A 24,458-nucleotide genomic window follows, 5' to 3' on the forward strand; every position below is an offset into this window, starting at 1 on the left:
ATCTGCGACCAATCCGGCAATGTGACGTGTTGCGTCACCTTGTGACCGTGGGGGTCCCGGATCCCGGTCACGCTTCGTCCCGAACTGGGGATGCCACAGCGCCCCGGAACCGGCTAACATGCGGCGCAGATAGCCCGCCTGGGGATGGCGTGGCTGGGGAGCCTGTATGTCTGTCAGCCGTAGTGCAGTCAAGAAAGAGCCCGTGGCGCGCAGCACCATGGAGTTGCAGCCGTTTGTCTGGGAGGGGACCGACAAGCGGGGCGTGAAGATGAAGGGCGAACAGCCCGCCAAGAACATGAACCTGCTGCGCGCGGAGCTGCGCCGGATGGGCATCACGCCCACCGTGGTCAAGCCCAAGCCCAAGCCGCTGTTCGGCGCGGCCGGGGCCAAGATCAGCGCCAAGGACATCGCCTTCTTCAGCCGCCAGATGGCGACCATGATGAAGTCGGGCGTGCCCATCGTGGGCGCGCTGGACATCATCGCCAGCGGGCACAAGAACCCGCGCATGAAGAAGATGGTCGACACCATCCGCACCGACATCGAGGGCGGCTCCTCGCTGTATGAGGCGATCAGCCGGCACCCGGTCCAGTTCGACGAGCTGTACCGCAACCTGGTCAAGGCCGGTGAAGGCGCCGGTGTGCTGGAAACCGTGCTGGAGACGGTGGCCAACTACAAAGAGAACATCGAAGCGCTCAAGGGCAAGATCAAGAAGGCCCTGTTCTACCCGATCATGGTCATGGCCGTGGCCATGCTGGTCAGCGGCATCCTGCTGGTCTGGGTGGTGCCGCAGTTCGAGGACGTGTTCAAGGGCTTCGGCGCCGAGCTGCCTGCCTTCACCCAGATGATCGTGAACCTGTCCCGGTTCATGGTGTCCTGGTGGCTGCCGATCCTGATCGTCCTGGTCGGCAGCGTGTTCGGCTTCCTCGCCGCCTACAAGCGCTCGCCGACGATGCAGCACACCCTGGACCGGCTGATCCTGAAGGTACCGGTGATCGGCCAGCTGATGCACAACAGTGCCATCGCCCGCTTCGCCCGGACCACGGCGGTGACCTTCAAGGCAGGTGTCCCGCTGGTGGAGGCCCTGAGCATCGTGGCCGGCGCAACCGGCAACATGGTGTATGAGGAAGCCGTGCTGCGCATGCGCGACGACGTGTCGGTGGGCTACCCGGTCAATATGGCCATGAAGCAGACCAACCTGTTCCCGCACATGGTCATCCAGATGACCGGCATCGGCGAAGAGGCCGGCGCGCTGGACGCCATGCTGTTCAAGGTGGCCGAGTACTACGAGCAGGAAGTGAACAACGCGGTGGACGCGCTGAGCAGCCTGCTGGAACCGATCGTGATGGTGGTTATTGGTACCATCGTCGGCGGCATGGTGATCGGCATGTACCTGCCCATCTTCAAACTCGCTTCGGTGGTCTGATACACACATGGCATTTCTCGACCAGCACCCCGGTCTCGGCTACCCCGCCGCGGCCGGCCTGGGACTGCTCCTGGGCAGCTTCCTCAATGTAGTGATCCTGCGCCTGCCCAAGCGGCTGGACTGGCAGTGGAAGCGCGACGCCCGCGAAGTGCTGGAAGAGCCGGACATCTACGAGCCGCCGCCGCCGGGGATCGTGGTCGAGCCCTCGCACTGCCCGCACTGCAAGCACAAGCTGGCCTGGTACGAGAACATCCCGCTGTTCAGCTGGCTGATCCAGCGTGGCAAGTGCCGCCATTGCCACGCTCCGATCTCGATCCAGTACCCGCTGGTGGAACTGCTGACCGCGCTGCTGGTGCTGGCCAGCGTCTGGCAGTTCGGCTTCGGCTGGCAAGGCTTCGGCGCGATCGTGCTGAGCTGCTTCCTGGTCGCCCTGTCCGGGATCGACCTGCGCACCCAACTGCTGCCCGACCAGTTGACCCTGCCGCTGATGTGGCTGGGCCTGATCGCCGCCAGCGACAACCTGTACATGCCCGCCAAGCCGGCCCTCCTGGGTGCATTGGCCGGCTACCTGTCGCTATGGTCGGTGTGGTGGCTGTTCAAGCAGATCACCGGCAAAGAAGGCATGGGCCACGGCGACTTCAAGCTGCTGGCCGCGCTGGGCGCCTGGTGCGGGCTCAAGGGCATCCTGCCGATCATCCTGCTGTCCTCGGTGGTCGGCGCGATCATCGGCTCGGTCTGGCTGTATGCGCGCGGCCGCGACCGCGCCACGCCGATCCCGTTCGGCCCCTATCTGGCGATTGCCGGCTGGATCGTCTTCATGTGGGGCGAGCAGATCATCAGCGCCTATATGGGCTTTGCCGGCCTGCGTTGAGGGCCGGCCGATGGCGCGCTACCTCATCGGGTTGACCGGCGGCATCGCCGCCGGCAAAAGCGAACTGAGCCGGCGGTTCAACGCCCTGGGCATTACCGTCGCCGATGCCGACGTCGCCGCGCGTGCGGTGGTCGCCCCCGGCAGCGAAGGTCTGGCCCGGATCGCGGCGCATTTCGGCCCGGGCATCCTGCTGGCCGACGGCCAGCTTGACCGGGCCGCCCTGCGCGAGCGCATCTTCGCCTCGGCACGGGAGCGCCAGGCGCTGGAAGCCATCACCCACCCCGCCATCCGCACGCTGCTGCGCGAGACCTGCGAGCAGGCCGACGGGCCGTACGCGATCGCCGCCATCCCACTGCTCACCGAAGCCGGCGGCCGCCAACAGTATCCCTGGCTGGACCGCATTCTGGTGGTGGATGTCCCGGTGGCGGTCCAGCACGCCCGCCTGCTGCGGCGCGACGGGATCAGCGCCGCGCTGGCCGACCGCATGATCGCCGCCCAGGCCAGCCGCGAGGCACGCCTGGCGCTGGCCGATGACGTCGTGGTCAACGACGGCGACCCGGACCACCTGCAGGCCAAGGTCGAGCAACTCGACCGCCGCTATCGCGCCCTGGCAGCAGCCGCCAAACCGTAGCGCCATCCCATCGGTGGCTGCACGGCAGCTGGATGGGCTCGAACGGCAGCCGCGCGTGGCGTGGCGCTATGCGGGCGCAAACGTCAGCGTTGCCACCACGCCGCGCTGGTCGCCCGGGCGCACGCTCACCTGCCAGCCGTACAGGTCGCACAGCCGGCTGACGATCGACAGGCCAATGCCGCCGCCCTGCGAATGCCCGGCGTGGGTGCCGCGATAGCCGCGCTGGAACAGCTTGGCCGCATCTTCCGCACTCAGGCCCGGGCCACTGTCAATGACATCGACCCGGTTGCCGGTGATGCGTACGCGCACTGAGCCTTCCTGCGAATACTTCACCGCGTTGCCGATCAGGTTGCCCAACGCCACCGACAGGGCCGATTCCGGCGCATCGATGACCAGGTCGCGGTCGCCCTCCAGCACCAGCTCGAGCGGCTTGCCACCGAGCTGGGCGCGGTGCGCATCGAGCAGTTGCTCGCCCACCCGCGCCACGTTGCTGCTGCCCTGCCCGCGCTCGTTGCGCGACAGCAGCAACAGCGAGCCGATCAGGTCGGTGCACTGCTGTTCGGCGCGCTGGATGCGCTGCAGGCGTTGCAGCACCTTCTCGTCCAGGCCCGGCCGGGCCAGCAGCAGCTCGGTTGCCCCGCGGATCACCGCCAACGGTGTGCGCAACTCATGGCTGACGTCGGCGTTGAACTCGCGATCGCGCTGCACCACTTCGGTCAGCCGCGAAGAATAATCATCCAGGGCCTGGGCCAGCTGGCCCACTTCGTCATCCGGGAAACGCGGGGCCAGCGGCTCCGGCTCGCTGGTGCCACCACGGTAGGCACGCAGGCGCGCGGCCAGGTCCGATACCGGCTTCATCACTTTGGACGCCGACCACCAGCCCAGCACCAGGGACAGCAGGCTGAAGACAAGTACGGAGATCAACAGCGCACGATTGAGCTGGGCCTCCCCGCGCACGCTTTCGGTCATGTCGTAGGCCAGGAAAAACCAGGCCTCCGGGGTCTTGCGCACTGCCAGCTTGTAGGAGAACGGCTTGTTCTCCTCATCGACCCCGCTGACGCTGTAATTTCCAGGTGCGTAGGCCGCCCATTCCGGGCGCTCTTCGCGCACGCGGTCGAATTTGTCTTTGGAATAGGCGAAGGCGCGGATCTGCTGGAACGGCAGATCCGGGCTGCGGCTCGGGTCGAGCTGGAACCGCATCGCGTACTCGTCGATATTGCGGTTCATCACGTCTTCCACCAGTTGGTTTTCCACCCGCGCGCGGGTCCAATTGGTGGCAAACGCAAACAGCGCCGTCAGGCAGAAGCCCAACAGCGCAAAAGACACGATGATGCGGCTGCGCAGCCGGCGCCGATATGGCGCGCGGCGACGCTCCCCCTTGGCCGTCACCGGATCAGGCTTCCGGCGCGGCGATGCGGTATCCGATGCCATGGCGGGTCTGGATCAGCGGCACTTCGAACGGCTTGTCCACCACCGCACGCAGGCCGTGGATGTGCACGCGCAGCGAATCCGAATCGGGCAGTTCTTCGCCCCACACGCGGGTTTCCAGCTCCTGGCGGGTCACCACCGCAGGGGCGGCTTCCATCAGGGCCTGCAGGATCTTCAGTGCGGTCGGGTTGAGCTGCAGCAGCTTGCCCTGGCGGCGCACTTCCAGCGTGTCCAGGTTGTATTCCAGATCGCCGGTTTCCAGCACGCGGGTCTGCACCCCCTTGCCCCGGCGCGACAGCGCGTTCAGGCGTACTTCCACTTCCTGCAGCGCGAACGGCTTGATCAGGTAGTCATCGGCACCGGAATCGAAGCCGGCCAGCTTGTTGTCCAGCGAATCGCGCGCGGTAAGCATCAACACCGGGGTCTGCTTGCGCGCTTCGTTGCGCAGCTTGCGGCAGACTTCGATGCCGTCCATGCCGGGCAGGTTGAGGTCCAGCACGATCGCATCGAATTCGTGCACCACGGCAAGGTGCAGGCCGGTCACGCCGTCGGCGGCGAAGTCCACGGTGTGTCCGCGGTCTTCGAGGTAATCGCCCAGGTTGGCGGCGATGTCGCTGTTGTCTTCAATTACAAGAATTCGCACTGTGACCTCTGTTTCATGAGGGATTGGCCCGGACAGCGTCGCTGCGGCCGAAACCGCAGCGAGCCATTACCTTGCGCTGCCTGCTGAACGATACAGGCTTCATTGTTAACAGTAGACACCGGCCCGTGCCATGACAGCGTCAAATCACCTGCCGGGGTTGAGATTGTTGAACTGCTGGTGCTCATTGAGCAGGGACCGGCCGTTCTCTGTGGCCCGGCGCCGCTGCGCCACGGTGGTGCACACGCTCTGCGACATGTTGCTGCCGGTGGCACGCTCACGGCGGCAGATCAGCCGGCTGTCCTCCTTGGCCTTGCTCATCACCGTGTTGACCAGTTCCTGGTCATTGAACACGGCCGTGCGGTCAACCGGACTCAGCTCGCTGGAGAGGGTGTGCCCCTCCATCTTCTGCTCGATCCTGCCCAGCGCCTGCTGGACCCGGCCCTTGTCTTCCGGGCTGATCTCGCTGTAGGACTCGCTGTTGAGCGCAGCCTTTACCCGATCCACCTGGGCCGATACCGGCTCGCCCTCGGTGATCTTGACCACCCCATCATCACGCTTGGCTTCGGCGGAGCCAACCACACACAGGGCAAGCAGAAAAACGGTATATCGACGCATCGCCAAAACTCCATCCTTCCATGAACGAAGCGCCACTGTACGAGCCCACCGAACGCCGGACAAGGGACTGATGGCAGGGGTCCAAAGGCGCGCCCGGTCGACGCCGCCGGCCTGTAAAAAGGCCCAGACGGAAACCGCCTGGGCCTGAAGTGCGTTCCCGATTACCGATCCTGCTGAGGAGGGCAGAGCTGCGGTTCGTCGAAGCCTACGCTGGGGGCGATTAAAGCCTCGTTAAATCCGCCGAAGCTTTCCGTAAAACCATCAAGGCTTTGAATTTGCTGGCTTTTTCATGTTGGCAACGTGGTCGATGATGCGCCCGGCCAGGTCGGTCTGGCAGATCGCTTCGATCCCCTCCAGGCCCGGCGTGGAGTTGACCTCCAGCACCAGCGGGCCACGGCTGGAGCGGATCAGGTCCACGCCCGCCACGCCCAACCCCAGCGCCTTGGCCGACCGCACCGCGACCTGCTGTTCGGCCCGGCTGGCCTTCGCAGCCCGGGCGCTGCCGCCGGCATGCAGGTTGGAGCGGAAGTCGCCGTCCGGGGCCTGGCGCTGCATCGCCCCCACCACCTGGTCGCCGACCACCAGGCAACGCAGGTCCGCACCCTGCGCCTCGCCGATGAATTCCTGCATCAGGAAGTTGGCATACAGCCCGCGCAGCGCCTCCACGATGCCGCGCGAGGCGCTGGCCTTCTCGGTCAGGATCACCCCCCTGCCCTGGGTGCCTTCGTTGAGCTTCACCACGTGCGGCGGAGGGCCCAGCATGGACAACAGGTCGACGGTGTCGTCGGGGTTGTCGCCGAACACGGTCACCGGCATGTCGATGCCCTTGGAGGCCAGGATCTGGTGCGCGCGCAGCTTGTCGCGGGCCCGCAGGATGGCATCGGACGGATTGGGCGTGCGCGCGCCCATCATCTCGAACTGGCGCAGCACGGCGGTGCCGTAACGGGTCACCGACGCGCCGATGCGCGGGATGACCGCATCCACGCCGGTGATCGGCCGCCCCTTGTAGTGCATGGTGAAACCGTCGGCGGCGATGCGCATGTAGCAGCGCAGCGGGTCGAGGATGCGCACGGTGTGGCCGCGCGCGCGCGCGGCTTCCACCAGCCGGCGCGTGGAGTACAGCTTGCTGTTGCGGGACAGGATGGCGAGTTTCATCGCGATGGGCGCACGGGGCCGGAAAACGCGAAGCATAGCCTGCGCGGGGTACGCTGCGATGAGGATCGGCGAGGCTCGGCGCCGCCACGGTTTCATGGAAACGAAAGCGTGAGCGATCCCCCTTGAGGGGGCCCCTCATCGACCTGGGGGCAAGACAGCCTCACTTTCCAACAGACTCCCGTGCGGTGCGTCGGCGGCTACCCACGCTGTGTGGGCGTAACGGTGTTCCGCTGGCCCCCTCGAACCGATACCCTCGACGCCCGACCGGCGACCGCCGCAGACGCATGCCAATGAAACCCGCAACGCTCGCTCCAGTGGCCCTGTTGAGTGTCCTCCTGTCGGGCACGACCGGTGCCGGGCCGGTGCAGTTCACCGGCTACGACGATTTCTACCGATCGTTGGGTGGCAACCTGTTCCTGGGCCCGGGAACCGAACTGGGCATGCCCTGCACCGAATCGCCGCGGCACTGCCTGTGGGCCACCTCGACGATCCAGGCGATGCGTCGCCATGCAGACGCACAGTGGACCGTGCCAGGCAGTCTGGCACTGGAGCCCACGGACGGCCTACCCGACGTTGTTTTCGATGGCCAGACGATGTTTGTGGGTGCGCGGCGCTGGCCACTGCGAAGCGCCGTCGACCTCGCCCCGCCGGCATGGCGCACCGATGCATCCATCCGCCCGGAGAACCTGGCGGACGTCACGGCGTGGCAGCACGGCACGTCGGTGTGCCTGGACATGCGCTACGTCAGCAGCGGCAAGGGCGATCGTTACACCAAGGTGCTGTTGCTGCATGGGGAGCGGCTGTACCTTCTGCCCCCGCTGTTTGGCACGTGTGCCGCCATTCGGACCGCGCCGCACCACCGTTTCAGCTACCCGAGCAATACCTACCTGGGGTCCGGAATGGAAGACATTCCGCGCGGCTTGCAGGTGGACTACCTGCTGCCAGATGGCCGGACGCGCATTGCGCGCTATCTGCTGCGTTTTCCCGACCCGGACAATCCGTTTGCCTTCGAGGTCGTTGGCGACTAGGGCGTGAGCAGGTCCAACGACCCGGTGCGTGCCAACGCTGCGGGGCGGTCAGACGCCACACGCGCGACATCGGCCACGGCGAGCCGGCCATCGACATGCGGTGTAGCCGATTGGTCGCGGTGATCAAGCCGCCTGGGGAGGTGAGTCGGTGCTGATAATGGACCGACGGTACCATAGGGTTTGTTCCCTATCTGGCCCGGGGCTACACTGACAGCGCCCCCTCCCTACGTGTGAGCAGGCAATGGATATTACTTGCAAAGGGCGCTGCATTCCCATGGGTCTGATAGCTGGGGCCCTGATAGTGGGGCTAGTGGCGTGTGCGCAGCCTTCGAAAGCCAACCAGGAAAAATCCATGCAGGATGCTATGGCCGCTGACATTCAGCGCGAACAGGACAATGCAGTGGCGATCGTAGATGCCGCCATTCCAAGAGAAACGGGGCCAGTGATCAGCTGGGCCGGCTATCCTCCCATGAAACCCGGGGCGGCGCAGACCCCGCAGAGCCTGATTGATCAGGTCCACAAGCTTGCAGATTCTCTTCGCTCCTATGCCGACTCGGATCCCCAACGGGTCGAAGAGGTTCTGGGAACGGCTCTGTCGCCGGATAGTGAGGGACGTCGTCGAGGGGTAACGGGAAAAGTCGGCGCTGGAACCTACGAGTGGGCGGTCTGGAAATTCTCGCCAGATGGCGGTGGCCAAGCTATCGAGTTGACCGTCGCGCCGGCTGAAGCTTGTCTGGACTTCCAGCTGCTCAAGTCACCCCTCGTGGATAATGGTTTTCGAATGCATGTCCCAGCGTTTGGCGACGATCAACGCATTACCTTCTATAAGAGTGTCAGTCCTTCGTTGACACTCTATGTGTCAATAAAAGTGGACGTGCGTGATGCTCCAACCTGTGCCTCGGTTGTAAATCTGGAAGTGGCGCCAAGCGATGCTTGATCCCCGCATTGAGCGCATGCTCGAAGAAGCCAATACGCAGGCGTCGCTGTCAGAAGCGAAAGCACGCGATCTGCGAGAAGCCATTGAGACGTCCCCGTTTCTCGCTGACATCATGCGCAAAGCGATGGATTCCGGCGACCTCAAGCACATTCGCTTCGCTGATTCCCCTAACGAAGGGGGCACTATGATGCCAAGAATCAGACCATCAGCATCAGCTCTCACGTCTGGGACTGGCCCCGCCAACATCAACGAGTGGATCAGCTCACGGCCGTACTCGGGCACGAAACGGGTCACGCTCTTATGGCGCGGTCCACCCACCTCACCAATCACAGGCTCTCCTTTGACATTGAAGGAGCCTTGAAGCAAGGCGTGCAATACGGGGATGCAACAGTAGACATCACACCTTTCGCGCAAACGTACATCAATGCCTCCCGCAAGAACGAAGGTTTTGCCGAATTGGTTTCGATGAACGCGGTTGCAAGCCGCATCAAGACTACGGTCAACGGAGCGGATCTGGAGCAGGTCGTGAAACGCTTGGACGACACAACCCCCTGTGTCACCGACGGAAAGTTGGCAACAGGGATCCAGATAGGGCCAGGTTTCATGCAGCGCCCCGGGACGACGATCCAAAGCCCTGCCATTGAGGCGGTGGCGGTTTGCCAGTTCGATAAGTCGAGCAGCACGCTGGGTGTCCAAGGAAAGGCCGACTACAACGCCTACTACCTTTCTTACGTTGTCTCCGTCGGTGCGGAATTACTGAAGGAGCGCAGTCAAGCTTCTACCCAGACCATGCCGCAGGTGGGGATGAACTTGGCCGAGCTGAGGAGCTCAGTTGCTGAGATCCAGGCGGCTGGCGTTTCGCTGGGCGGCACCGGCAAGGTATTTGGCTTCGCAGACACGTCCGGTGGCCGGCATCTTCCGGTTGAGGTCCGTCAGGTAGGGCCTATCGGCCATGCTCAGCCGGACATCGCTGCTCAGCAAACTGATCGCCCTGCGGCGGTGTTCGCAGACCATCCTGCCCACGCCGACCACGCCACTTATGGCCGGATCCATGAATGGGTCAAAGGCACTGGTAATTGGAACGAGGCCGAAAGCCGCAACGTCGCCGCTTCGCTCTATAAGCAGCAGCTGAGCGCCCCTCTCGTTCAGAGAGTCGATCACGTCACGGGTGGCCTTGGAAGAGATGGTGCGCACAACGTGTTCGCGGTCTATGCGCCGTTCGGCGACAAGGGCCCGCACTTCCATACTCATGTAGATGGAAGGCAGGCTGCGCAGGAGCCTGCCGAGCAGAGCCTTCAGCAGGCAGAAGTGCTTCAACGAACGCAGGGACAGCAGCAGGCGCAAGAACAGGCACAGCAACGCGGGGAGACAGAGCAGCAGGCGGGACGGACCTGCCGATAAGCAAGCTAATCAAGCCAGGACGTTGGATGACTATTTATCTGGAAAGAGTACTGTTCGTTGTCGCGCCCCAAGGCTTTGGCAAAAGCACCCAGTTGCGAGCGATGTTCCTTGATCCCCGGCTGGGAAACGGAGGCAAGATTCCCACGCACAGCAAACTTCCTGACACGTATTCGCTCGGCCGGGAAAGGCGCCTGTATCTTCGGCTGACCTCTCCGCATGAGTACGGCGAGAGTTCAGCAGAGTTCATTCGAAAGGCTAGGGGAAAAATGGACGGCGGGCGATGGAACTTTGCAGGCGCCCTGCAGCCAAATGCGTTCAAACGCATGCCTGACGTTGTGGAGACGGTGCGTCGGTTCCAGAAGGCATTCACTCCGGAGCGGGTTAGATTGGCGTTCCTTGCCCCCAATCGCCAAGGTATTACTCTGGACAATTTCCTTCCATTCCGCGACTTGCATTCTGAGCTCCAAGCGTTGGGTGCTGAAGTCGTGTGTGTCGACGCCAGGAACAGGGAGGCCAATGGCTTGTTGCTTGCTGATTTCTTTGATTTCACCTAGTTCCCTCTAACCGTCCAGCAGCCTGCTGCGCACCAGTGCAGGCATCCTCGCATGCACCGATGTCTACCGCGGCTTACACCGCCAAGGACAAACCAAGCGAGCTGATCCATGGAAGCGGACTGCTTTCCCTCTTGAGGAAACACGCTAGTCTGGACGCACGCATAGAGCCTTGAAATGGACCTCGCCTGCTAACCGGCCGGTGTGTGGGCGACGTCTGGTCGATGAATCTTCGACAGGCCTCATCACGCGACTTGGCTATCTAGCAAGCGAAGTCCAAGAACAAGGTGCTCGTGGAGATCACGGCTGAACTGGCGGCATCGCTGCACCGGAAGGGCGCCGGTAATGCAAAGGGGAATTTTCAGTTTCGCACCTGAGCGAGAAGGCAGGCACATACGAGGCCAATTCGGCGAACGAAGTTCCCGAAGCGCAAGCCCCGCTCGGGCACAAATAGGCCGCGACAACCAAGGTCTACGTGTAAAAGAAGATGGGTGCCAAAGCAACGCTCACAAGATAGTCGCGCGACTAAAGCGTAAGAATTTGCTGGCGGCTGAGCTTACGGGCCGTTACAAGCACATTCATTGAATTTGGCTCGGCATCGTTCGGGCGACAATGGAGGTTCGTCGCTGCAAGCGACAAAGACGCGCAGATCGCGGAGCGAAACCTGGACTCTGTGGCCTAGATATCTGCGATACAAAACGAGGAATTGCGGAGCGGCCTGGATATTGCGGAGCGGCCTTGATCCCCGAAAGCGCTGGGGGACATGGAGCGGGTGAAGGGAATCGAACCCTCGTCAGTAGCTTGGGAAGCTACAGCTCTACCATTGAGCTACACCCGCGTGGTGCCGGACAAGTCTATGCGGCGGAGTGGTCAAAAGGCAACGGGCGGCACTGGGCCGCCCGCTGCGTCCGGCTTTCGCCGGCCCTGCGCGGCGCCCCGGCAAGGGGCGCTGCGCAAGGGTGGATCAGAAGCTGCCGCTGAAGCTGGCGAACAGCGACACGTCGCGCGCACGCTTCTGCAGCGTGGTGGCGCTCATGCCGATGTTGCTCTGCAGGCCGCCCAGCTTGACGCGTGCGCCCATCACGGCGGTCACGTAGTCCTTGTCGAACTCCAGGCCCGGCACCTTGTACATGCCCACGTCCGGCATCGACTGCAGCCACGCGCTGGCCTGCTGGCCGTCTTCGAACTCGTGGTCGTAGGTGACCTGCACGTACGGGGTGACGGTGCTGCCTTCGAAGCGCGCCTGCCAGCCGAGGCGGCCGACGGTGGAGTCGACGTCCTGGTTGGCATAGCCCAGCGCGGTGGCGCTGGGGTTGCTTTCGGCGTAGCCGTCCAGCTTGACCTTCTGCCAGATCACCGCGGCGATCGGGCCGTGGCGGAAGCCGCCTTCGAAGTGCGACTGGCCGCCGAAATCGTAGCCGGCGTTCAGTGCCACGGTCAGGTTGCTGCCTTCCGGCGACCCTTCATGGGTGCGGGTAGCCGGCCCAAGCTGGACCTTGCGGGTGACGTCGTAGTCCAGCCAGCTGTAGCTGACCTGGCCGTTGACCCAGGCGTGCTGGCCGTACCAGCCGGCGAACAGGCCCAGCGAGGTGTCGGACTGGGTGAAGTCGCCCTTGTTGTTGCCGAAGTCGGCGTCCATGCGGCCGTAACCGGCGAAGCCGCCGAGCACCAGGCCGTCACGCGCCCAATCCACGCCGAACAGGCCGGCCGGGGCCATGCCGTCGTACAGGTCGCCGTGCGAGTAACGCTGCATGTCGCCACGCACGCCGCCCCACCAGGACATGCCGTCGTCCGGACGGCCACCCAGGTGCAGGCTGACCTGGTCGGCGCGCGAGCGGCCGATGGTCTGCGCCGAGTGGGTCAGGATCTGCTGATTGCGCGGGGCTTCCAGGATCGACAGGGTGTACTGGCCGAGCATCTCATGGGTGGCGCTGGTGGGGTGCACGCCGTCGGCGAACACGTAGGTGCTGGCGGCGGTCGGGGTGGCGTAGCTGGTCGGGTTGCAGGTCAGCGACGAGGCCGTGGTGCAGGCCGGGTTGGTGACATTGACGAAGCCGTACTGGCCCGGGTTGGCGACGATTTCCTGCAGCACGTGGAAGGTGTCCACCGGGATCACCTGCAGGCCGGCGGCCTTCAGGCCACCGAACAGGGCGTCGTTGTAGGCCTTGGCCAGCGCGGTGCCGGCCGCCATCGCGGCGGGGCCACCGGCGCGTGCGCCCGGGGTCAGGCCGACGTCGGGGATGGTCGGGACCACGATGTACTCGGCGCCGGCACCCTTGAGGGTGGCGACGATGCCGACCTGGTCGGTGACCGCGTTGGTCAGGGTGGAGACCAGCGGGGCGCCGGCCTGGATGGCGAACAGGTCATTGGCGCCACCGAACACGGTGTACAGCGCATTCGGGTCTGCCTTGCCGCCGTTGGCGGCCAGGTACTGCGCGGTCTGGGTCTTGAGCGAGTACACCGGCACCGCCGGGGTGCCTGCGGCCAGCACCTGGCTGGTATCCACGCCGACGCGAGCGCCACCGATGGCGTAGTTGTCACCGCCCTGCCCGTTGCCGTGCGCCGACCCGTTGGTACCGTAGTAGTTGGCCACGTACTGGGCGTAGGTCCAGCCCGGGTTGGTGGTGAACTGACCGGTGACCGGCTGCACGCCTGCGGGCAGCAGCGGACGGAAGTACCCTGCGTCGGTCAGGCTGTCGCCGATGAACACGGTTTTGGTGTACGGCGACTGGGCCATGGCCGGCGCCGCCGCCAGGGCGATGGCCACGGCCAAGAGGGAACGCAGGGGACGCTTGCTGATCAGCATGTAAAGCTCCTTGAAGTGGGAGAACCACCGACGTACGCCGGCGCACGGTGTAATGGTTTCACTGCACCCGGGCCAATTCACGCTGCGTTGCCGCATGAAATGCCCCGGGGACCGGCCAGCCCCCGGCGAGGCCGCCTCCGCGGCCCCGGGAGGGGGCTGCAAGGGTACGCAGTCCAGCGCCATTGAGGGACAATGGCGTCATGAACATCGTGCTCAACGGCGAGACCCGCCAGCTTCCGCAAACCGCCACCGTCCTTGACCTGTTGCAGGTCGAGAACCTGCTCGAGCGCCGCGTCGCGGTGGAGGTCAATGGCGAGATCGTCACCCGCAGCCGGCATGCCGGGCACGCGTTGCAGGATGGCGACCGGGTCGAGATCGTACACGCACTCGGTGGCGGTTGAGCGACGCAGCATCGCGCCGCGCGATAGGCGATAATTGCGCGCATGAATGCAAATGCCCCCATTGATTCGCTGGTGATCGCCGGCAAGACCTACGGTTCCCGGCTGCTGACCGGCACCGGCAAGTTCAAGGACCTGGAAGAAACCCGCCTGGCCACCGATGCCGCCGGGGCCCGGATCGTGACCGTGGCGATCCGCCGCACCAACATCGGGCAGAACCCGGGCGAGCCCAACCTGCTCGACGTGCTGCCGCCGGATCGCTACACAATCCTGCCCAATACCGCCGGCTGCTACACCGCCGACGACGCGGTGCGCACCTGCCGCCTGGCGCGCGAGCTGCTGGACGGGCACAACCTGACCAAGCTGGAAGTGCTGGGCGACCAGAAGACGCTGTACCCGGACGTGGTGCAGACCCTGAAGGCGGCCGAGCAATTGGTGAAGGATGGCTTCGAGGTGATGGTCTACACCTCCGACGACCCGATCCTGGCCAAGCGCCTGGAAGAGATCGGCTGCGCCGCGGTGATGCCGCTGGCCGCGCCGATCGGCTCGGGCCTGGGCATCCAGAACAAGTACAACCTGCTGCAGATCATCGAAGATGCCAAGGTGCCGATCATCGTCGACGCCGGCGTGGGCACCGCCTCCGACGCGGCGATCGCGATGGAACTGGGCTGTGACGGCGTGCTGATGAACACCGCCATCGCCGGCGCCCGCAACCCGATCCTGATGGCCAGCGCGATGCGCAAGGCCGTGGAAGCGGGCCGCGAGGCATTCCTGGCCGGGCGCATTCCGCGCAAGCGCTACGCGAGTGCGTCCTCGCCGGTGGACGGGTTGATCGGCTGATGACCAATCCTTTCGACAGCGCCGGCGCCAAGGCCCCGGCCAAGCCCTTCACCATTACCGAAGGCCGCCGCGAGGTGCGCAGCTTCGTCCTGCGCCAGGGTCGCTTCACCCCGGCCCAGCAGCGCGCGTTCGATGACCGCTGGCCGCGCTTCGGCCTGGACTTCACCGGCGAGCCGCGCGACCTGGATGCCACCTTCGGGCGCGATGCGCACAAGGTGCTGGAGATCGGCTTCGGCAACGGCGCCGCGTTGCGCTTCGCCGCGCAGCAGGACCCGAGCCGCGACTACATCGGCCTGGAAGTGCACGCCCCGGGCGTGGGCCGCCTGCTCAATGCCCTGGCCGACGACAACGCCGACCACGTGCGCCTGTACCACCACGATGCGGTGGAGGTACTGGAAAAGGAGATCGCCGATGGCGCGCTGGATGAAGTACGCATCTACTTCCCCGATCCGTGGCACAAGAAGCGCCACAACAAGCGCCGCCTGATCCAGCCCGGCTTTGCCGACCTGCTGGTGCGCAAGCTGCGCGTCGGTGGCCGCCTGCACTGTGCCACCGACTGGGAAGACTACGCCGAGCAGATGTGGGACGTGCTCGATGCCACCGCCGGGCTGAGCAACCGCGCCGGCCCGCGCGGCCAGGTCGAGCGCCCGGCATGGCGTCCGCAGACGCACTTCGAGACCCGTGGCCAGAAGCTCGGCCATGGCGTGTGGGACCTGCTGTACGACCGCACCTGATCCTGGCCCAAGGAACCGCGCCACCCCATGGATACCGCGCTGACGCTGACCACCGACATGAAGCTCGTCCTGGGGCTGGTCGGCTTCACGATGGCGATGTTCCTGTTCGAGCGCATCCGCGCCGATGTGGTGGCGCTGGTGGTGCTGGTGGTGCTGGGCGTGACCGGGCTGATCGCACCGGAGGAAATCTTCGGCGGCTTCTCCGGTAACGCGGTGATGAGCATCATCGCCACCACCATCCTCGGTGCGGGCCTGGACCGCACCGGCGCGCTGAACCGGCTGGCGGCCTGGCTGCTGCGGCGCGGGCATGGCGTGGAAACCCGCCTGCTGATGATGACCACCGCGATCGCCGGCTTGAACTCGTCGTTCATGCAGAATCCCTCGGTGATGGCGCTGTACCTGCCGGTCGCCTCGCGGCTGGCCGCGCGTACCGGGCTGACCCTGCAGCGCCTGCTGCTGCCGATCGCCGCGGCGATCGTGATGGGCGGCGCGCTGACCATGGTCGGCAACTCGCCGCTGATCCTGTTGAACGATCTGCTGGCCTCGGCCAACAACAATCTGCCCTCGGGCCTTGCCACCATCGAGCCGCTGCGCATGTTCGCGCCGCTGCCGATCGGCGTGGCGCTGCTGATCGCCTCGCTGCTGTACTTCCGCTACTTCGGCGACCGCAAGCTGGTCGAAGAGGAGACCCTGGCCAACGACGGGGTCACCCCCGCGCGCACCGAGAGCTACTTCGCCAAGACCTACGGCATCGAAGGCGACGTGTTCGAGCTGGTGGTCACCGCCGAAAGCCCGCTGGTCGGCATGACCCTGGGCGAGGCCGAGAACGTGCACGATGCACCGCTGCTGCTGGCCCTGAAGACCGGCAACGACACCCGCCTTGCGCCGCCGGCGGAGATGCGCATCTGGGTGGGCAGCGTGCTCGGGGTGATGGGCGCGCGCCAGCAGGTGGGCGATTTCGCGCAGAACCAGTTTCTGCGCATGTCCTCGCGGCTGAAGCACCTGGGCGACCTGTTCAATCCCAGCCGCGCCGGCATTTCCGAAGCGGTGATCCCGCCGACCTCGGACGTGATCGGCAAGACCGCCTCGGAACTGCGCCTGCGCAAGCAGCGCGGCATCAGCCTGCTGGCGATCAACCGCGACAAGCAGGTGATCCGCGAGGACGTGCGCAACGTGGCGCTGCGCGCCGGCGACATGCTGGTCTTCCACAGCATCTGGACCGACCTGGCGCAGGCGGCCAAGAGCCGCGACTTCGTGGTGGTCACCGACTACCCCAAGGGCGAGCAGCGCCCGCACAAGTTCAAGATCGCGATGAGCATCTTCGCCATCACCATCCTGATCGCGCTGACCTCCAAGCTGCCGGTGGCGCTGACCCTGATGACGGGCGTGGCCGGCATGCTGCTCACCGGGGTGCTGCGCATGGACGAGGCCTACGCCTCGATCAACTGGAAGACCATCTTCATGATGGCCGGGCTGATCCCGCTGGGCTGGGCGATGGACAGCAGTGGCGCGGCGGCCTGGATCGCCGGCCACACCATCGATCGCCTGCCGACCGGCATTCCGGTGTGGGTGCTGGAAATCGCGCTGGCGCTGCTGACCACGATGTTCTCGCTGGTGATCAGCCATGTGGGGGCGACCATCGTGATGGTGCCGATCGCGGTCAACCTGGCCCTGGCGGCCGGCGGCAACCCGACCGCATTCGCGTTGATCGTGGCGTTGTCGGCGTCCAACAACCTGATGACCGCCTCCAACCCGGTGATCTCGATGATCACCGGCCCGGCCAACTACACCCCGCGCGAACTGTGGCGGGTGGGCGCGCCGCTGTCGCTGATCTACACCATCGTGGTGGTGTTGATGATCAACCTGATGTTCTGAGGCGGCGTCCACGCATGGCGTGGATCTACGTCATCGCCCGTGGTGGCTGCACGCTGCTGGAGCCACGCCATGCGCGGATCGGTGCCCGGCGCCGTGCTTGTCGCACGCCATCAGCCCAGCCACACCTGGCCGTCGCGCAGTTGCAGCGGCACCGCACGCAGGCGGTCCCCCTTGCACGGGCCGGCCACGCAGTTGCCGTCGTCGAGCGAGAACGAGGCCCCATGCGCGGCGCAGACCAGATGGCCCTCGCGGCTCTTGAGGAACTGGCCCGGTGCCCAGTCCAGGCGGCGCCCGGCGTGCGGGCAGATGTTCAGCCAGCCACGCACCTGGTCGCCTTGGCGATACAGCACCAGCGATTCGCTGTCGCCGTCGACGCAGGCATCGACCTCGGCGAAGCCCTCGTCGGCAATGGCCTGCAAGGCGATCAAAGGGGCGGCGGCAGTCTCGGACACGGGCAGGTTCGGCGGTGGCGACAAGGGAGGCGCATTCTCTCACGCCGTCATGTGGCTGGCTCGGCGATGAACACAAGTCATTGATTTGAAATGAACGCGAACTGCGTTTAACGAGTTTTTCACTCAATGACAGAGGGCAGCCCGGATACTCGGGGTTCGCTGACTTCAGCCAAAGAAACGCCATGTACAACCGCTTCTTCCAGTTCAACACGTTGCGCACCCTGTTCGCGCCGCGCAAGCCGCGCCATCCGCTGGTGCGCGTTGCGGTGGGCCTGCTGGGCCTGGCAATCCTGGCGGCACTGGTGTTTGTCGGGGTGTTCGTGGGCGCGGCGATGATCATTGCCGGGCTGGCGTGGAAGCTGCTGGCCCAGCGCAAGCAGGCCAGCCGCCAGAGCGACCCGCAGGTGGTCGATGCCGAATACCGCGTTGTCCGCAAGCAGGCCTTGCCGCTGTCGCGTTGAGGTCGTGCCGCGCGGCTGCGCGGCCCCTGCCCGGATACTGTCGCGCAACGCATGACGCCACGTTTGGCGTGGCACCTCGCGCACGCTCGTTCTAGACTGCCCGTGACCCTTCGTGACAGGACGCGAGCATGACCGATGTAATCCCCACGCCCGAACAACCGCGCATTCCCGTGGCCGGTGGCGGCACCTTCCCGGTGCGCCGCATCTACTGCGTCGGGCGCAACTTTGCCGACCATGCGCGCGAAATGGGCGCGGCGGTGCCGGCTGCCGACGACCGTGGCCGTCCGATGTTCTTCAGCAAGCCCGCCGATGCGATCGTGGTCGGGCACGACGATGTGATCCCCTACCCCTCGGCGACCGCCGACCTGCACCACGAGGTGGAACTGGTGGTGGCGATCGGTCGTGATGCGCCGGCCGGCGAGCTGCCGGTGGAGCAGGCAGAGGCACTGGTATTCGGTTACGGCGTCGGCCTGGACCTGACCCGGCGCGATCTGCAGGCCGCCGCCAAGGCCAAGGGCCATCCGTGGGACCCGGCCAAGGGCTTCGACCAGTCCGCACCGGTCAGCGAACTGGTCCCGGCCGGCGAAGTGGGCGACCTCGCCGCACTCAACCTGTCGCTGGAAATCAACGGCGAGGTGCGCCAGCAGTCGCTGCTGGACCAGATGATCTGGACCGTGCCGGAGATCCTGCACGAGCTGTCCAAGCTGTGGGCGTTGAAGGCCGGCGACCTGGTGTTCATGGGCACCCCGGCGGGCGTGGCGGCATTGAAGCCGGGCGACCGTTTCAGCGCGCGCCTGGAAAACGTGGCCGAGCGCCACGGCGTCATCGCTGGATGACATCGGCTGCGCTACCCTGCGCCGTCTTTTGATAAACCCGCCACAGGAGATCCCGATGGGAATGATTACCGAGTTCAAGGAATTCGCCATGCGTGGCAACGTCATCGACCTGGCGGTCGGTGTCGTCATCGGTGCGGCGTTCGGCAAGATCGTCACCGCGCTGGTGGACAAGATCATCATGCCGCCGCTGGGCTGGTTGATCGGACGCGTGGACTTCTCGCAGCTGGCCTGGACCCTGGCCCCGGCCCGGCTGGCCGCCGACGGCAAGGAGATCCCGGCGGTGGTGATCGGCTACGGTGACTTCCTCAACACGCTGGTGCAGTTCGTGATCGTGGCATTCGCCATCTTCCTGGTGGTCAAGGTGATCAACCGCCTGGCCCGCAAGAAGGAAGCCGCCCCCGCCGCACCGGCCGAAGAAGTGCTGCTGCTGCGCGAGATCCGCGACAACCTCAAGCGCTGAGGCGATCCGGGCAGGGCCGGCCGTTGGCCGGCGCTGCCGCCACCCGGCATCGTCTGGCGCCGGCCCTTGGCCCGCGTTCCGGCGCGTGTCGGAGGCACAGTCGAAAGCCCCGCCCTGGCGGGGCTTTCGCGTATGGAAAACAGCGTCCGCGCAACCATGACCTACCGCCCATGTGCGGTCCGGGCAGGCTGCTAAGCTCCAAGGCTTCCGCCCCTGTTTCCCGGAGTTGTCCATGCGTCGCCGCGTCCTTGCCATCGCATCCTCCCTCGCCCTGCTGGCTGCGCCTGCATTCGCGGCGACCGGCACCACCACCCTGCCGCCCAGGTCGCTGGCCACCGCGGCCGAACTGCGCGAGCAGGCGCTCAAGGATGACACCGGCTGGAAGGTGGTCGAATCGCTGACCACCGAGATCGGCCCGCGCATCGCCGGCGGTGAAGCCGACGCGCGCGCGGTGGCCTGGGCCGTGGCCAAGTTCAAGGCGCTGGGCTTTGACAAGGTATGGACCGAGCCGGTCACCTTCCCCAAGTGGGAGCGCCGCAGCGAGCACGCGCAGGTCACCGGCACGCATGCGCAGCCGCTGACCATCACCGCGCTGGGCGGCAGCCCGGGCGGCACGGTCGAGGCCGAGGTGGTGCGCTTCGCCGATCTCGCCGCGTTGCAGGCGGCGCCCGCCAGCTCGCTGACCGGCAAGATCGCCTTCGTTGATTACCAGATGACCGCCTACCGCGATGGCCGCGACTACGGCAACGGCGGCGCGGTGCGCAGCAAGGGCCCGTCCGAAGCGATCCGCAAGGGCGCGGTGGGCTTTGTGATGCGCTCGGCCGGTACCGACTCGCATCGCGTGCCCCACACCGGCATCACCCGTTTCGACGATGGCCTGACCCCGGTGCCGTCGGCCGCGCTGTCGGTGCCCGATGCCAACCAGTTGGCGCGCCTGGTCGCACGCGGCAGGACCACGCTGAAGCTGAGCCTGGATTGCGGCTGGGATGGCAAGGCCACCTCCTACAACGTAATCGGCGAGATCACCGGGCGCAGCCTGCCCAAGGAAGTGGTGGTGATCGGCGGTCACCTGGATTCGTGGGACCTGGGCACCGGGGCGATCGATGATGGCGCAGGCGTAGGCATCACCATGGCCGCCGGCCACCTGATCGGCCAGCTCAAGCAGGCGCCCAAGCGCACCATCCGCGTGGTTGCCTTCGCCAACGAGGAACAGGGCCTGTATGGCGGCAAGGCCTACGCCGAAGCGCATGCCAAGGACGTGGTGCTGCACCAGCTCGCCGCCGAAAGCGACTTCGGCGCCGGCCGCATCTATGCCTTCAACACCGGCTCGCCGAACCCGGAACACTCGCGCGAGGCGACCCGGCAGATCGCCGACGTGCTCAAGCCGTTGGGCATCGAGTACGCGCCCGACAAGGGCGGCCCCGGGCCGGACGTGGGCCCGCTGGCTGCCAAGGGCGGCGCGTGGGCGTGGCTGGCGCAGGACGGCACCGACTACTTCAACCTGCACCACACCGCCGACGATACCCTGGACAAGATCGACCCGGCCGCACTGGCGCAGAACGTGGCCGCGTACACGGTGTTCGCCTACCTGGCCGCGGAAGCCGACGGCAGCTTCGGCAGCGAAGCCAAGCCGACCACCCCGCCCAACGAATGATCGCCGCGCGCGACGGCGTGGCGTCGTCGCCTTGCGTGTGTTGATCGCGATGTCCTGAAAAAGGCGCTTCCTGCAATCGCGGGGAGCGTTGTTCCAACGCGTTGTGGCGGATGGTTCACGGCCATGAGCGCGTGGTCGGGCAGTCCTTGGGCTGAGTGGAACGGGGGGTTTGTCCGCTCGGGTCTGTCGCGAGCGCGTTCGCCTCCAAGGGCATGGGGGCCCAGCGCCCAACCCACCGACCGCCGCGCGGAAAAAGATCCAGAGCGCGCTTCTGCTTGCCCGCGGATGGCAGAAGAATAAAAAAAGCCCGGCCGCAAAAGCGACCGGGCCACCGGGACTCGTCACACCCCACGCGGTGAGCGCCACAGACTTGCTGCGATCCGGACAACAGCGCCGCGCTGGGTGGGTGTCTCTCCTCACCAACCCAACACAGCACCGCCTTGCACTGTGACGCAGCGCTACAGCCGCTCACCATGCGAAAAGTCCGAATCCCTTGTAGTCACCGAGTTATCGGTGACGTGGTTCACACCGCGTTGGGCGAGCGCGCACGCGCGCTACCCGAAAAACAGCACCGGATCAGCGCGACTGACGCGCGTACCAGTGCGACAGCAGCACCGCGGTCGCCGATGCCACGTTGAGACTCTCCACCGCACCGGTACCGGGAATGGACACCTGCTGGTCGCATGCCTGCGCCAGCTCGCGGTCCATGCCCTCGCCTTCGGCACCCATCACATACACCAGGCGTGCCGGCACCTCGCTGGCGAACAGGTCACTGCCACCGTCGACCAGCGTGGCGGCCAGCCCGAAGCCGGCCTCGCGCAACTGCGACATGGCCTGCGGCACGGCCGGCAGCCGCACCAGCGGCACCGCCTCGGCACCGCCCTCGGCCACGCGTGCGGCCGCGCCGGACAACGCCAACGTGGCACCGGGCGGCAACAGCAGCCCGGCCACGCCGAAGTGCGCGGCCGAACGCAGGATTGCGCCGAAGTTGTGCGGGTTGCCCACCCCGTCCAGCCACAGCGCCAGCACCGGCTTGCCGGCCGGCAGCGCCTGCAGCCACTCGCCCAGCTCGAGCATCGGCGCACGCAGCACGTCGGCCACGACCCCTTCGTGATGGGTGGTGGCGGCGAGCTTGTTGAGGTCTCCCTCCTCCACGACGCGATAGCCGACGCGGTTGGCCACGCACCACTTGAGCACCGGCTGCATGCGCGGGATCAGTGCCTCGACCAGGTACAGCTTGCGCAGCGCCTGCGGGCGCGAGGCGAACAGTGCCTGCACGGCATTCCAGCCGTACAGGCGCAGCTCGTCGTTGCCGCGGCCCGGCGGTGGCGGCGTGCCGCCCTCGCGCGGGGGCAACGGGGTTGCCCGCGGCGGCCGCGAGGACGGGCGGCGGGCATTTTTCCAGGGATCATTCACTACGGGACAGCTCCAGCTTGCGTTGACGCCAGAAGTCGGCGTTCTTGATGCCCAGGGCATCGGGGTCGAAGGTCGGATCCAGGCCGAGCTTCTTCTGTCGTTCGTAATCGCGCAGCGCCAGCATCGCCGGCTTCTGCACGATCAGGATGGCGATGATGTTCAGCCACGCCATCAGGCCCACGCCGATGTCGCCCAGCGCCCAGGCCAGCGTGGCGTTGTGGAACGCGCCGAACACCACCATGCCGATGATGCCCAGGCGCAGCACCAGCACGGTCAGCGGCCGCTTGCGGTTGTGGTTGATGTAGCTGAGGTTGGTCTCGGCCATGTAGTAATAGGCCATGATCGTGGTGAAGGCGAAGAAGAAGATCGCCAGCGACACGAACGAGGCGCCCCAACCGGGCAGCACGGCTTCCACGCCGGCCTGCGCGTACCCGGCGCCTTCGGGGATGCCGGCCAGGCCCTGGAACAGCGGCGCGGCGCCTTCCACCGGCGAATACACGTTGTAGGTGCCGCTGGCCAGGATCAGGAAGGCCGTGGCGGTGCACACCATCATGGTGTCGAAGTAGATCGCGAAGGCCTGCACGTAGCCCTGCTTGGCCGGGTGCGAGACCTCCGAGGCGGCGGCGGCGTGCGGGCCCGAGCCCTGCCCGGCTTCATTGGCATAGATGCCGCGCTTGATGCCCCACTCCACGGCCAGGCCCATCATCGCGCCGAACGCGGCGTGGGTGCCGAAGGCGCTGTCGAAGATGATGCCGAACATCTCCGGCACGCGGTCGTAGTTGATGATCATGATGACGATGGCCATCAGGATGAACGCGGCGGCCATGAACGGCACCACCACTTCGGCGAAGTTGGCGATGCGCTTGACCCCGCCGAAGATGACCACGCCCAGCAGCAGCGCGACCACGATGCCGATGCCCAGCTTCAGCGCCTGCACCGCGTCCATGCCCATGACCTGGCCATCCAGCGGGCCGCACAGTGCGCCGCCGCGGCAGGCGTTGATGATGCTGTCGGCGATCGCGTTGGCCTGTACGCCCGGCATCAGGAAGCCGGCGGCGATGATCGTGGCCACGGCGAAGGCCAGGGCGTACCACTTCATGCCCATCGCTTTTTCGATGTAATACGCCGGGCCGCCACGGTAGCGGCCTTCGGCATCCTTGGTCTTGTAGATCTGCGCCAGCGTGCATTCCACGTACGAGGTGGACGCGCCCAGGAAGCCCATTACCCACATCCAGAAGATCGCACCGGGGCCGCCGAAGGCGATCGCGGTGGCTACGCCGGCGATGTTGCCGATGCCCATGCGCCCGGCCATCGACATGGCCAGGGCCTGGAACGAGGACACGCCGGCCTCGGATTTCTCACCCTGGACGGTCAGGCGACACATCTCGAAGAAGCCGCGGATCTGCATGAACCGGGTGCGGACGCTGAAAAACAGGCCAGCGCCCAGGCACACGGCGATCAGCGCCTTGCTCCAGATGATGCTGTTGATGAAATGTACGGCTGCTTCCACGCGCTCTCTCCAGTCGGCGGAAAAATGAAGGACGTCCCGTCGGCTGGAAGGGACCGGGTCGATTCTCCATGATCGGGAGCCGCTGCGGTAGCAGCAGCGGTTCATCGGCCCGGCAGGATGCCCGGTCCTTCCGGAGGGAGCCTAGCCTCGGTAGATCCGGGCCATGCGCGGCTGCCTCTGCCCCGAAGCGACCTAAGCCCGGTAGAGCCGGGCCATGCCCGGCTGCCTCTCACCCGGAGCGACCCAAGCCTCGGTAGAGCCGGGCCATGCCCGGCTGCGTCTCACCCGGAGCGATCCAAGCCTCGGTAGAGCCGGGCCATGCCCGGCTGCGTC

The 24,458-nt window shown here is 65.9% G+C and carries 23 protein-coding genes and 1 tRNA gene; 15 read left to right on the top strand and 9 right to left on the bottom strand.

From position 1 onward, the window contains the following. Positions 1-166 precede the first annotated feature (166 nt). From AC1DGC_RS04155 to coaE, 3 genes are read left to right on the top strand one after another with little or no spacing between them, the layout of a single operon-like run. On the top strand, positions 167-1,423 hold the full coding sequence (locus tag AC1DGC_RS04155; protein WP_478047276.1) for a type II secretion system F family protein: 1,257 nt from the start codon (positions 167-169) through the stop codon (positions 1,421-1,423). A 7-nt stretch (positions 1,424-1,430) separates the two neighbouring features. Then, the gene (locus AC1DGC_RS04160) at positions 1,431-2,294 is read left to right on the top strand and encodes a prepilin peptidase (protein ID WP_259206432.1); all 864 of its coding nucleotides are present in this window, start codon (positions 1,431-1,433) and stop codon (positions 2,292-2,294) included. A 10-nt stretch (positions 2,295-2,304) separates the two neighbouring features. Next, positions 2,305-2,925, top strand: coding sequence for a dephospho-CoA kinase (coaE, locus tag AC1DGC_RS04165; RefSeq protein ID WP_394161223.1), 621 nt, complete (start codon positions 2,305-2,307; stop codon positions 2,923-2,925). 66 nt (positions 2,926-2,991) lie between these two features. Here the strand turns inward: coaE and AC1DGC_RS04170 are convergent, their stop codons facing one another. The 4 genes from AC1DGC_RS04170 to rimK all read right to left on the bottom strand — a co-directional run bounded on the left by AC1DGC_RS04170 (position 2,992) and on the right by rimK (position 6,766). Then, positions 2,992-4,356 (bottom strand): sensor histidine kinase, encoded by a 1,365-nt coding sequence (locus AC1DGC_RS04170; protein WP_259206435.1) that lies wholly within the window; start codon positions 4,354-4,356, stop codon positions 2,992-2,994. Further along, positions 4,319-4,996 carry a response regulator transcription factor gene (locus AC1DGC_RS04175; RefSeq protein ID WP_017356179.1) on the bottom strand — a complete coding sequence of 226 codons (678 nt, stop codon included), beginning with the start codon at positions 4,994-4,996 and terminating at the stop codon, positions 4,319-4,321. Before AC1DGC_RS04175 ends, AC1DGC_RS04170 begins: the two co-directional genes overlap by 38 nt. 144 nt (positions 4,997-5,140) lie before the next feature. Continuing rightward, the gene (locus tag AC1DGC_RS04180; RefSeq protein ID WP_259206437.1) at positions 5,141-5,611 is read right to left on the bottom strand and encodes a protein kinase family protein; all 471 of its coding nucleotides are present in this window, start codon (positions 5,609-5,611) and stop codon (positions 5,141-5,143) included. Positions 5,612-5,872: 261 nt separating this feature from the next. After that, the gene (gene rimK / locus AC1DGC_RS04185; protein ID WP_394161226.1) at positions 5,873-6,766 is read right to left on the bottom strand and encodes a 30S ribosomal protein S6--L-glutamate ligase; all 894 of its coding nucleotides are present in this window, start codon (positions 6,764-6,766) and stop codon (positions 5,873-5,875) included. 290 nt (positions 6,767-7,056) lie between these two features. On the opposite strand from rimK, the gene AC1DGC_RS04190 reads away from it, so the two are divergent. The 4 genes from AC1DGC_RS04190 (at position 7,057) to AC1DGC_RS04205 (ending at position 10,686) form a co-directional block, all read left to right on the top strand. Further along, on the top strand, positions 7,057-7,794 hold the full coding sequence (locus AC1DGC_RS04190; RefSeq protein ID WP_478047277.1) for a hypothetical protein: 738 nt from the start codon (positions 7,057-7,059) through the stop codon (positions 7,792-7,794). A 241-nt stretch (positions 7,795-8,035) separates the two neighbouring features. Continuing rightward, entirely contained in the window at positions 8,036-8,731 is a 696-nt protein-coding gene (locus tag AC1DGC_RS04195) for a hypothetical protein (RefSeq protein WP_394161230.1), read from the top strand. A 300-nt stretch (positions 8,732-9,031) separates the two neighbouring features. Next, positions 9,032-10,132, top strand: a complete 1,101-nt coding sequence (locus AC1DGC_RS04200; protein ID WP_478047278.1) for an XVIPCD domain-containing protein — start codon at positions 9,032-9,034, stop codon at positions 10,130-10,132. Between the two features lie 26 nt (positions 10,133-10,158). Next, positions 10,159-10,686 carry a hypothetical protein gene (locus AC1DGC_RS04205; protein WP_394161234.1) on the top strand — a complete coding sequence of 176 codons (528 nt, stop codon included), beginning with the start codon at positions 10,159-10,161 and terminating at the stop codon, positions 10,684-10,686. 761 nt (positions 10,687-11,447) lie between these two features. On the opposite strand, the gene AC1DGC_RS04210 is transcribed toward AC1DGC_RS04205, so the two are convergent. Together AC1DGC_RS04210 and AC1DGC_RS04215 are read right to left on the bottom strand one after the other, a co-directional pair. After that, positions 11,448-11,521 (bottom strand) — tRNA-Gly (locus tag AC1DGC_RS04210). A gap of 126 nt (positions 11,522-11,647) precedes the next feature. Next, positions 11,648-13,456, bottom strand: coding sequence for an autotransporter outer membrane beta-barrel domain-containing protein (locus AC1DGC_RS04215; RefSeq protein ID WP_394161306.1), 1,809 nt, complete (start codon positions 13,454-13,456; stop codon positions 11,648-11,650). 233 nt (positions 13,457-13,689) lie between these two features. Between AC1DGC_RS04215 and thiS the strand changes: the two genes are divergently transcribed. The 4 genes from thiS to AC1DGC_RS04235 are packed head-to-tail and all read left to right on the top strand — an operon-like array spanning position 13,690 to position 17,336. After that, positions 13,690-13,890 (top strand): sulfur carrier protein ThiS, encoded by a 201-nt coding sequence (thiS, locus tag AC1DGC_RS04220; protein WP_259206441.1) that lies wholly within the window; start codon positions 13,690-13,692, stop codon positions 13,888-13,890. 42 nt (positions 13,891-13,932) lie between these two features. Further along, positions 13,933-14,727, top strand: coding sequence for a thiazole synthase (locus AC1DGC_RS04225; protein WP_259206443.1), 795 nt, complete (start codon positions 13,933-13,935; stop codon positions 14,725-14,727). Then, a complete protein-coding gene (gene trmB / locus AC1DGC_RS04230) occupies positions 14,727-15,461 on the top strand; it encodes a tRNA (guanosine(46)-N7)-methyltransferase TrmB (protein ID WP_259206444.1) in 735 nt (244 codons plus the stop codon). The genes AC1DGC_RS04225 and trmB overlap by 1 nt, the downstream gene beginning before the upstream one ends. 27 nt (positions 15,462-15,488) lie before the next feature. Further along, positions 15,489-17,336, top strand: coding sequence for an SLC13 family permease (locus tag AC1DGC_RS04235; protein WP_259206446.1), 1,848 nt, complete (start codon positions 15,489-15,491; stop codon positions 17,334-17,336). A gap of 110 nt (positions 17,337-17,446) precedes the next feature. Here the strand turns inward: AC1DGC_RS04235 and AC1DGC_RS04240 are convergent, their stop codons facing one another. After that, positions 17,447-17,788, bottom strand: coding sequence for a Rieske (2Fe-2S) protein (locus tag AC1DGC_RS04240; protein ID WP_259206448.1), 342 nt, complete (start codon positions 17,786-17,788; stop codon positions 17,447-17,449). A gap of 182 nt (positions 17,789-17,970) precedes the next feature. Between AC1DGC_RS04240 and AC1DGC_RS04245 the strand changes: the two genes are divergently transcribed. The 4 genes from AC1DGC_RS04245 to AC1DGC_RS04260 all read left to right on the top strand — a co-directional run bounded on the left by AC1DGC_RS04245 (position 17,971) and on the right by AC1DGC_RS04260 (position 21,199). Further along, complete coding sequence (locus AC1DGC_RS04245; protein WP_259206450.1) at positions 17,971-18,249, top strand: hypothetical protein; 279 nt, start codon at positions 17,971-17,973, stop codon at positions 18,247-18,249. Between the two features lie 128 nt (positions 18,250-18,377). After that, positions 18,378-19,085, top strand: coding sequence for a fumarylacetoacetate hydrolase family protein (locus tag AC1DGC_RS04250; protein WP_259206451.1), 708 nt, complete (start codon positions 18,378-18,380; stop codon positions 19,083-19,085). A gap of 55 nt (positions 19,086-19,140) precedes the next feature. Beyond that, a complete protein-coding gene (gene mscL, locus AC1DGC_RS04255) occupies positions 19,141-19,545 on the top strand; it encodes a large-conductance mechanosensitive channel protein MscL (RefSeq protein ID WP_259206452.1) in 405 nt (134 codons plus the stop codon). Positions 19,546-19,777: 232 nt separating this feature from the next. Further along, the gene (locus AC1DGC_RS04260; protein WP_394161240.1) at positions 19,778-21,199 is read left to right on the top strand and encodes a M28 family peptidase; all 1,422 of its coding nucleotides are present in this window, start codon (positions 19,778-19,780) and stop codon (positions 21,197-21,199) included. 576 nt (positions 21,200-21,775) lie between these two features. On the opposite strand, the gene AC1DGC_RS04265 is transcribed toward AC1DGC_RS04260, so the two are convergent. Together AC1DGC_RS04265 and AC1DGC_RS04270 are read right to left on the bottom strand one after the other, a co-directional pair. Then, on the bottom strand, positions 21,776-22,615 hold the full coding sequence (locus AC1DGC_RS04265) for a TrmH family RNA methyltransferase (protein WP_394161242.1): 840 nt from the start codon (positions 22,613-22,615) through the stop codon (positions 21,776-21,778). Then, positions 22,608-24,125, bottom strand: coding sequence for an alanine/glycine:cation symporter family protein (locus AC1DGC_RS04270; protein ID WP_259206454.1), 1,518 nt, complete (start codon positions 24,123-24,125; stop codon positions 22,608-22,610). Before AC1DGC_RS04270 ends, AC1DGC_RS04265 begins: the two co-directional genes overlap by 8 nt. Positions 24,126-24,458 lie beyond the last annotated feature (333 nt).

This window comes from Stenotrophomonas sp. 05N37 (assembly GCF_056397365.1).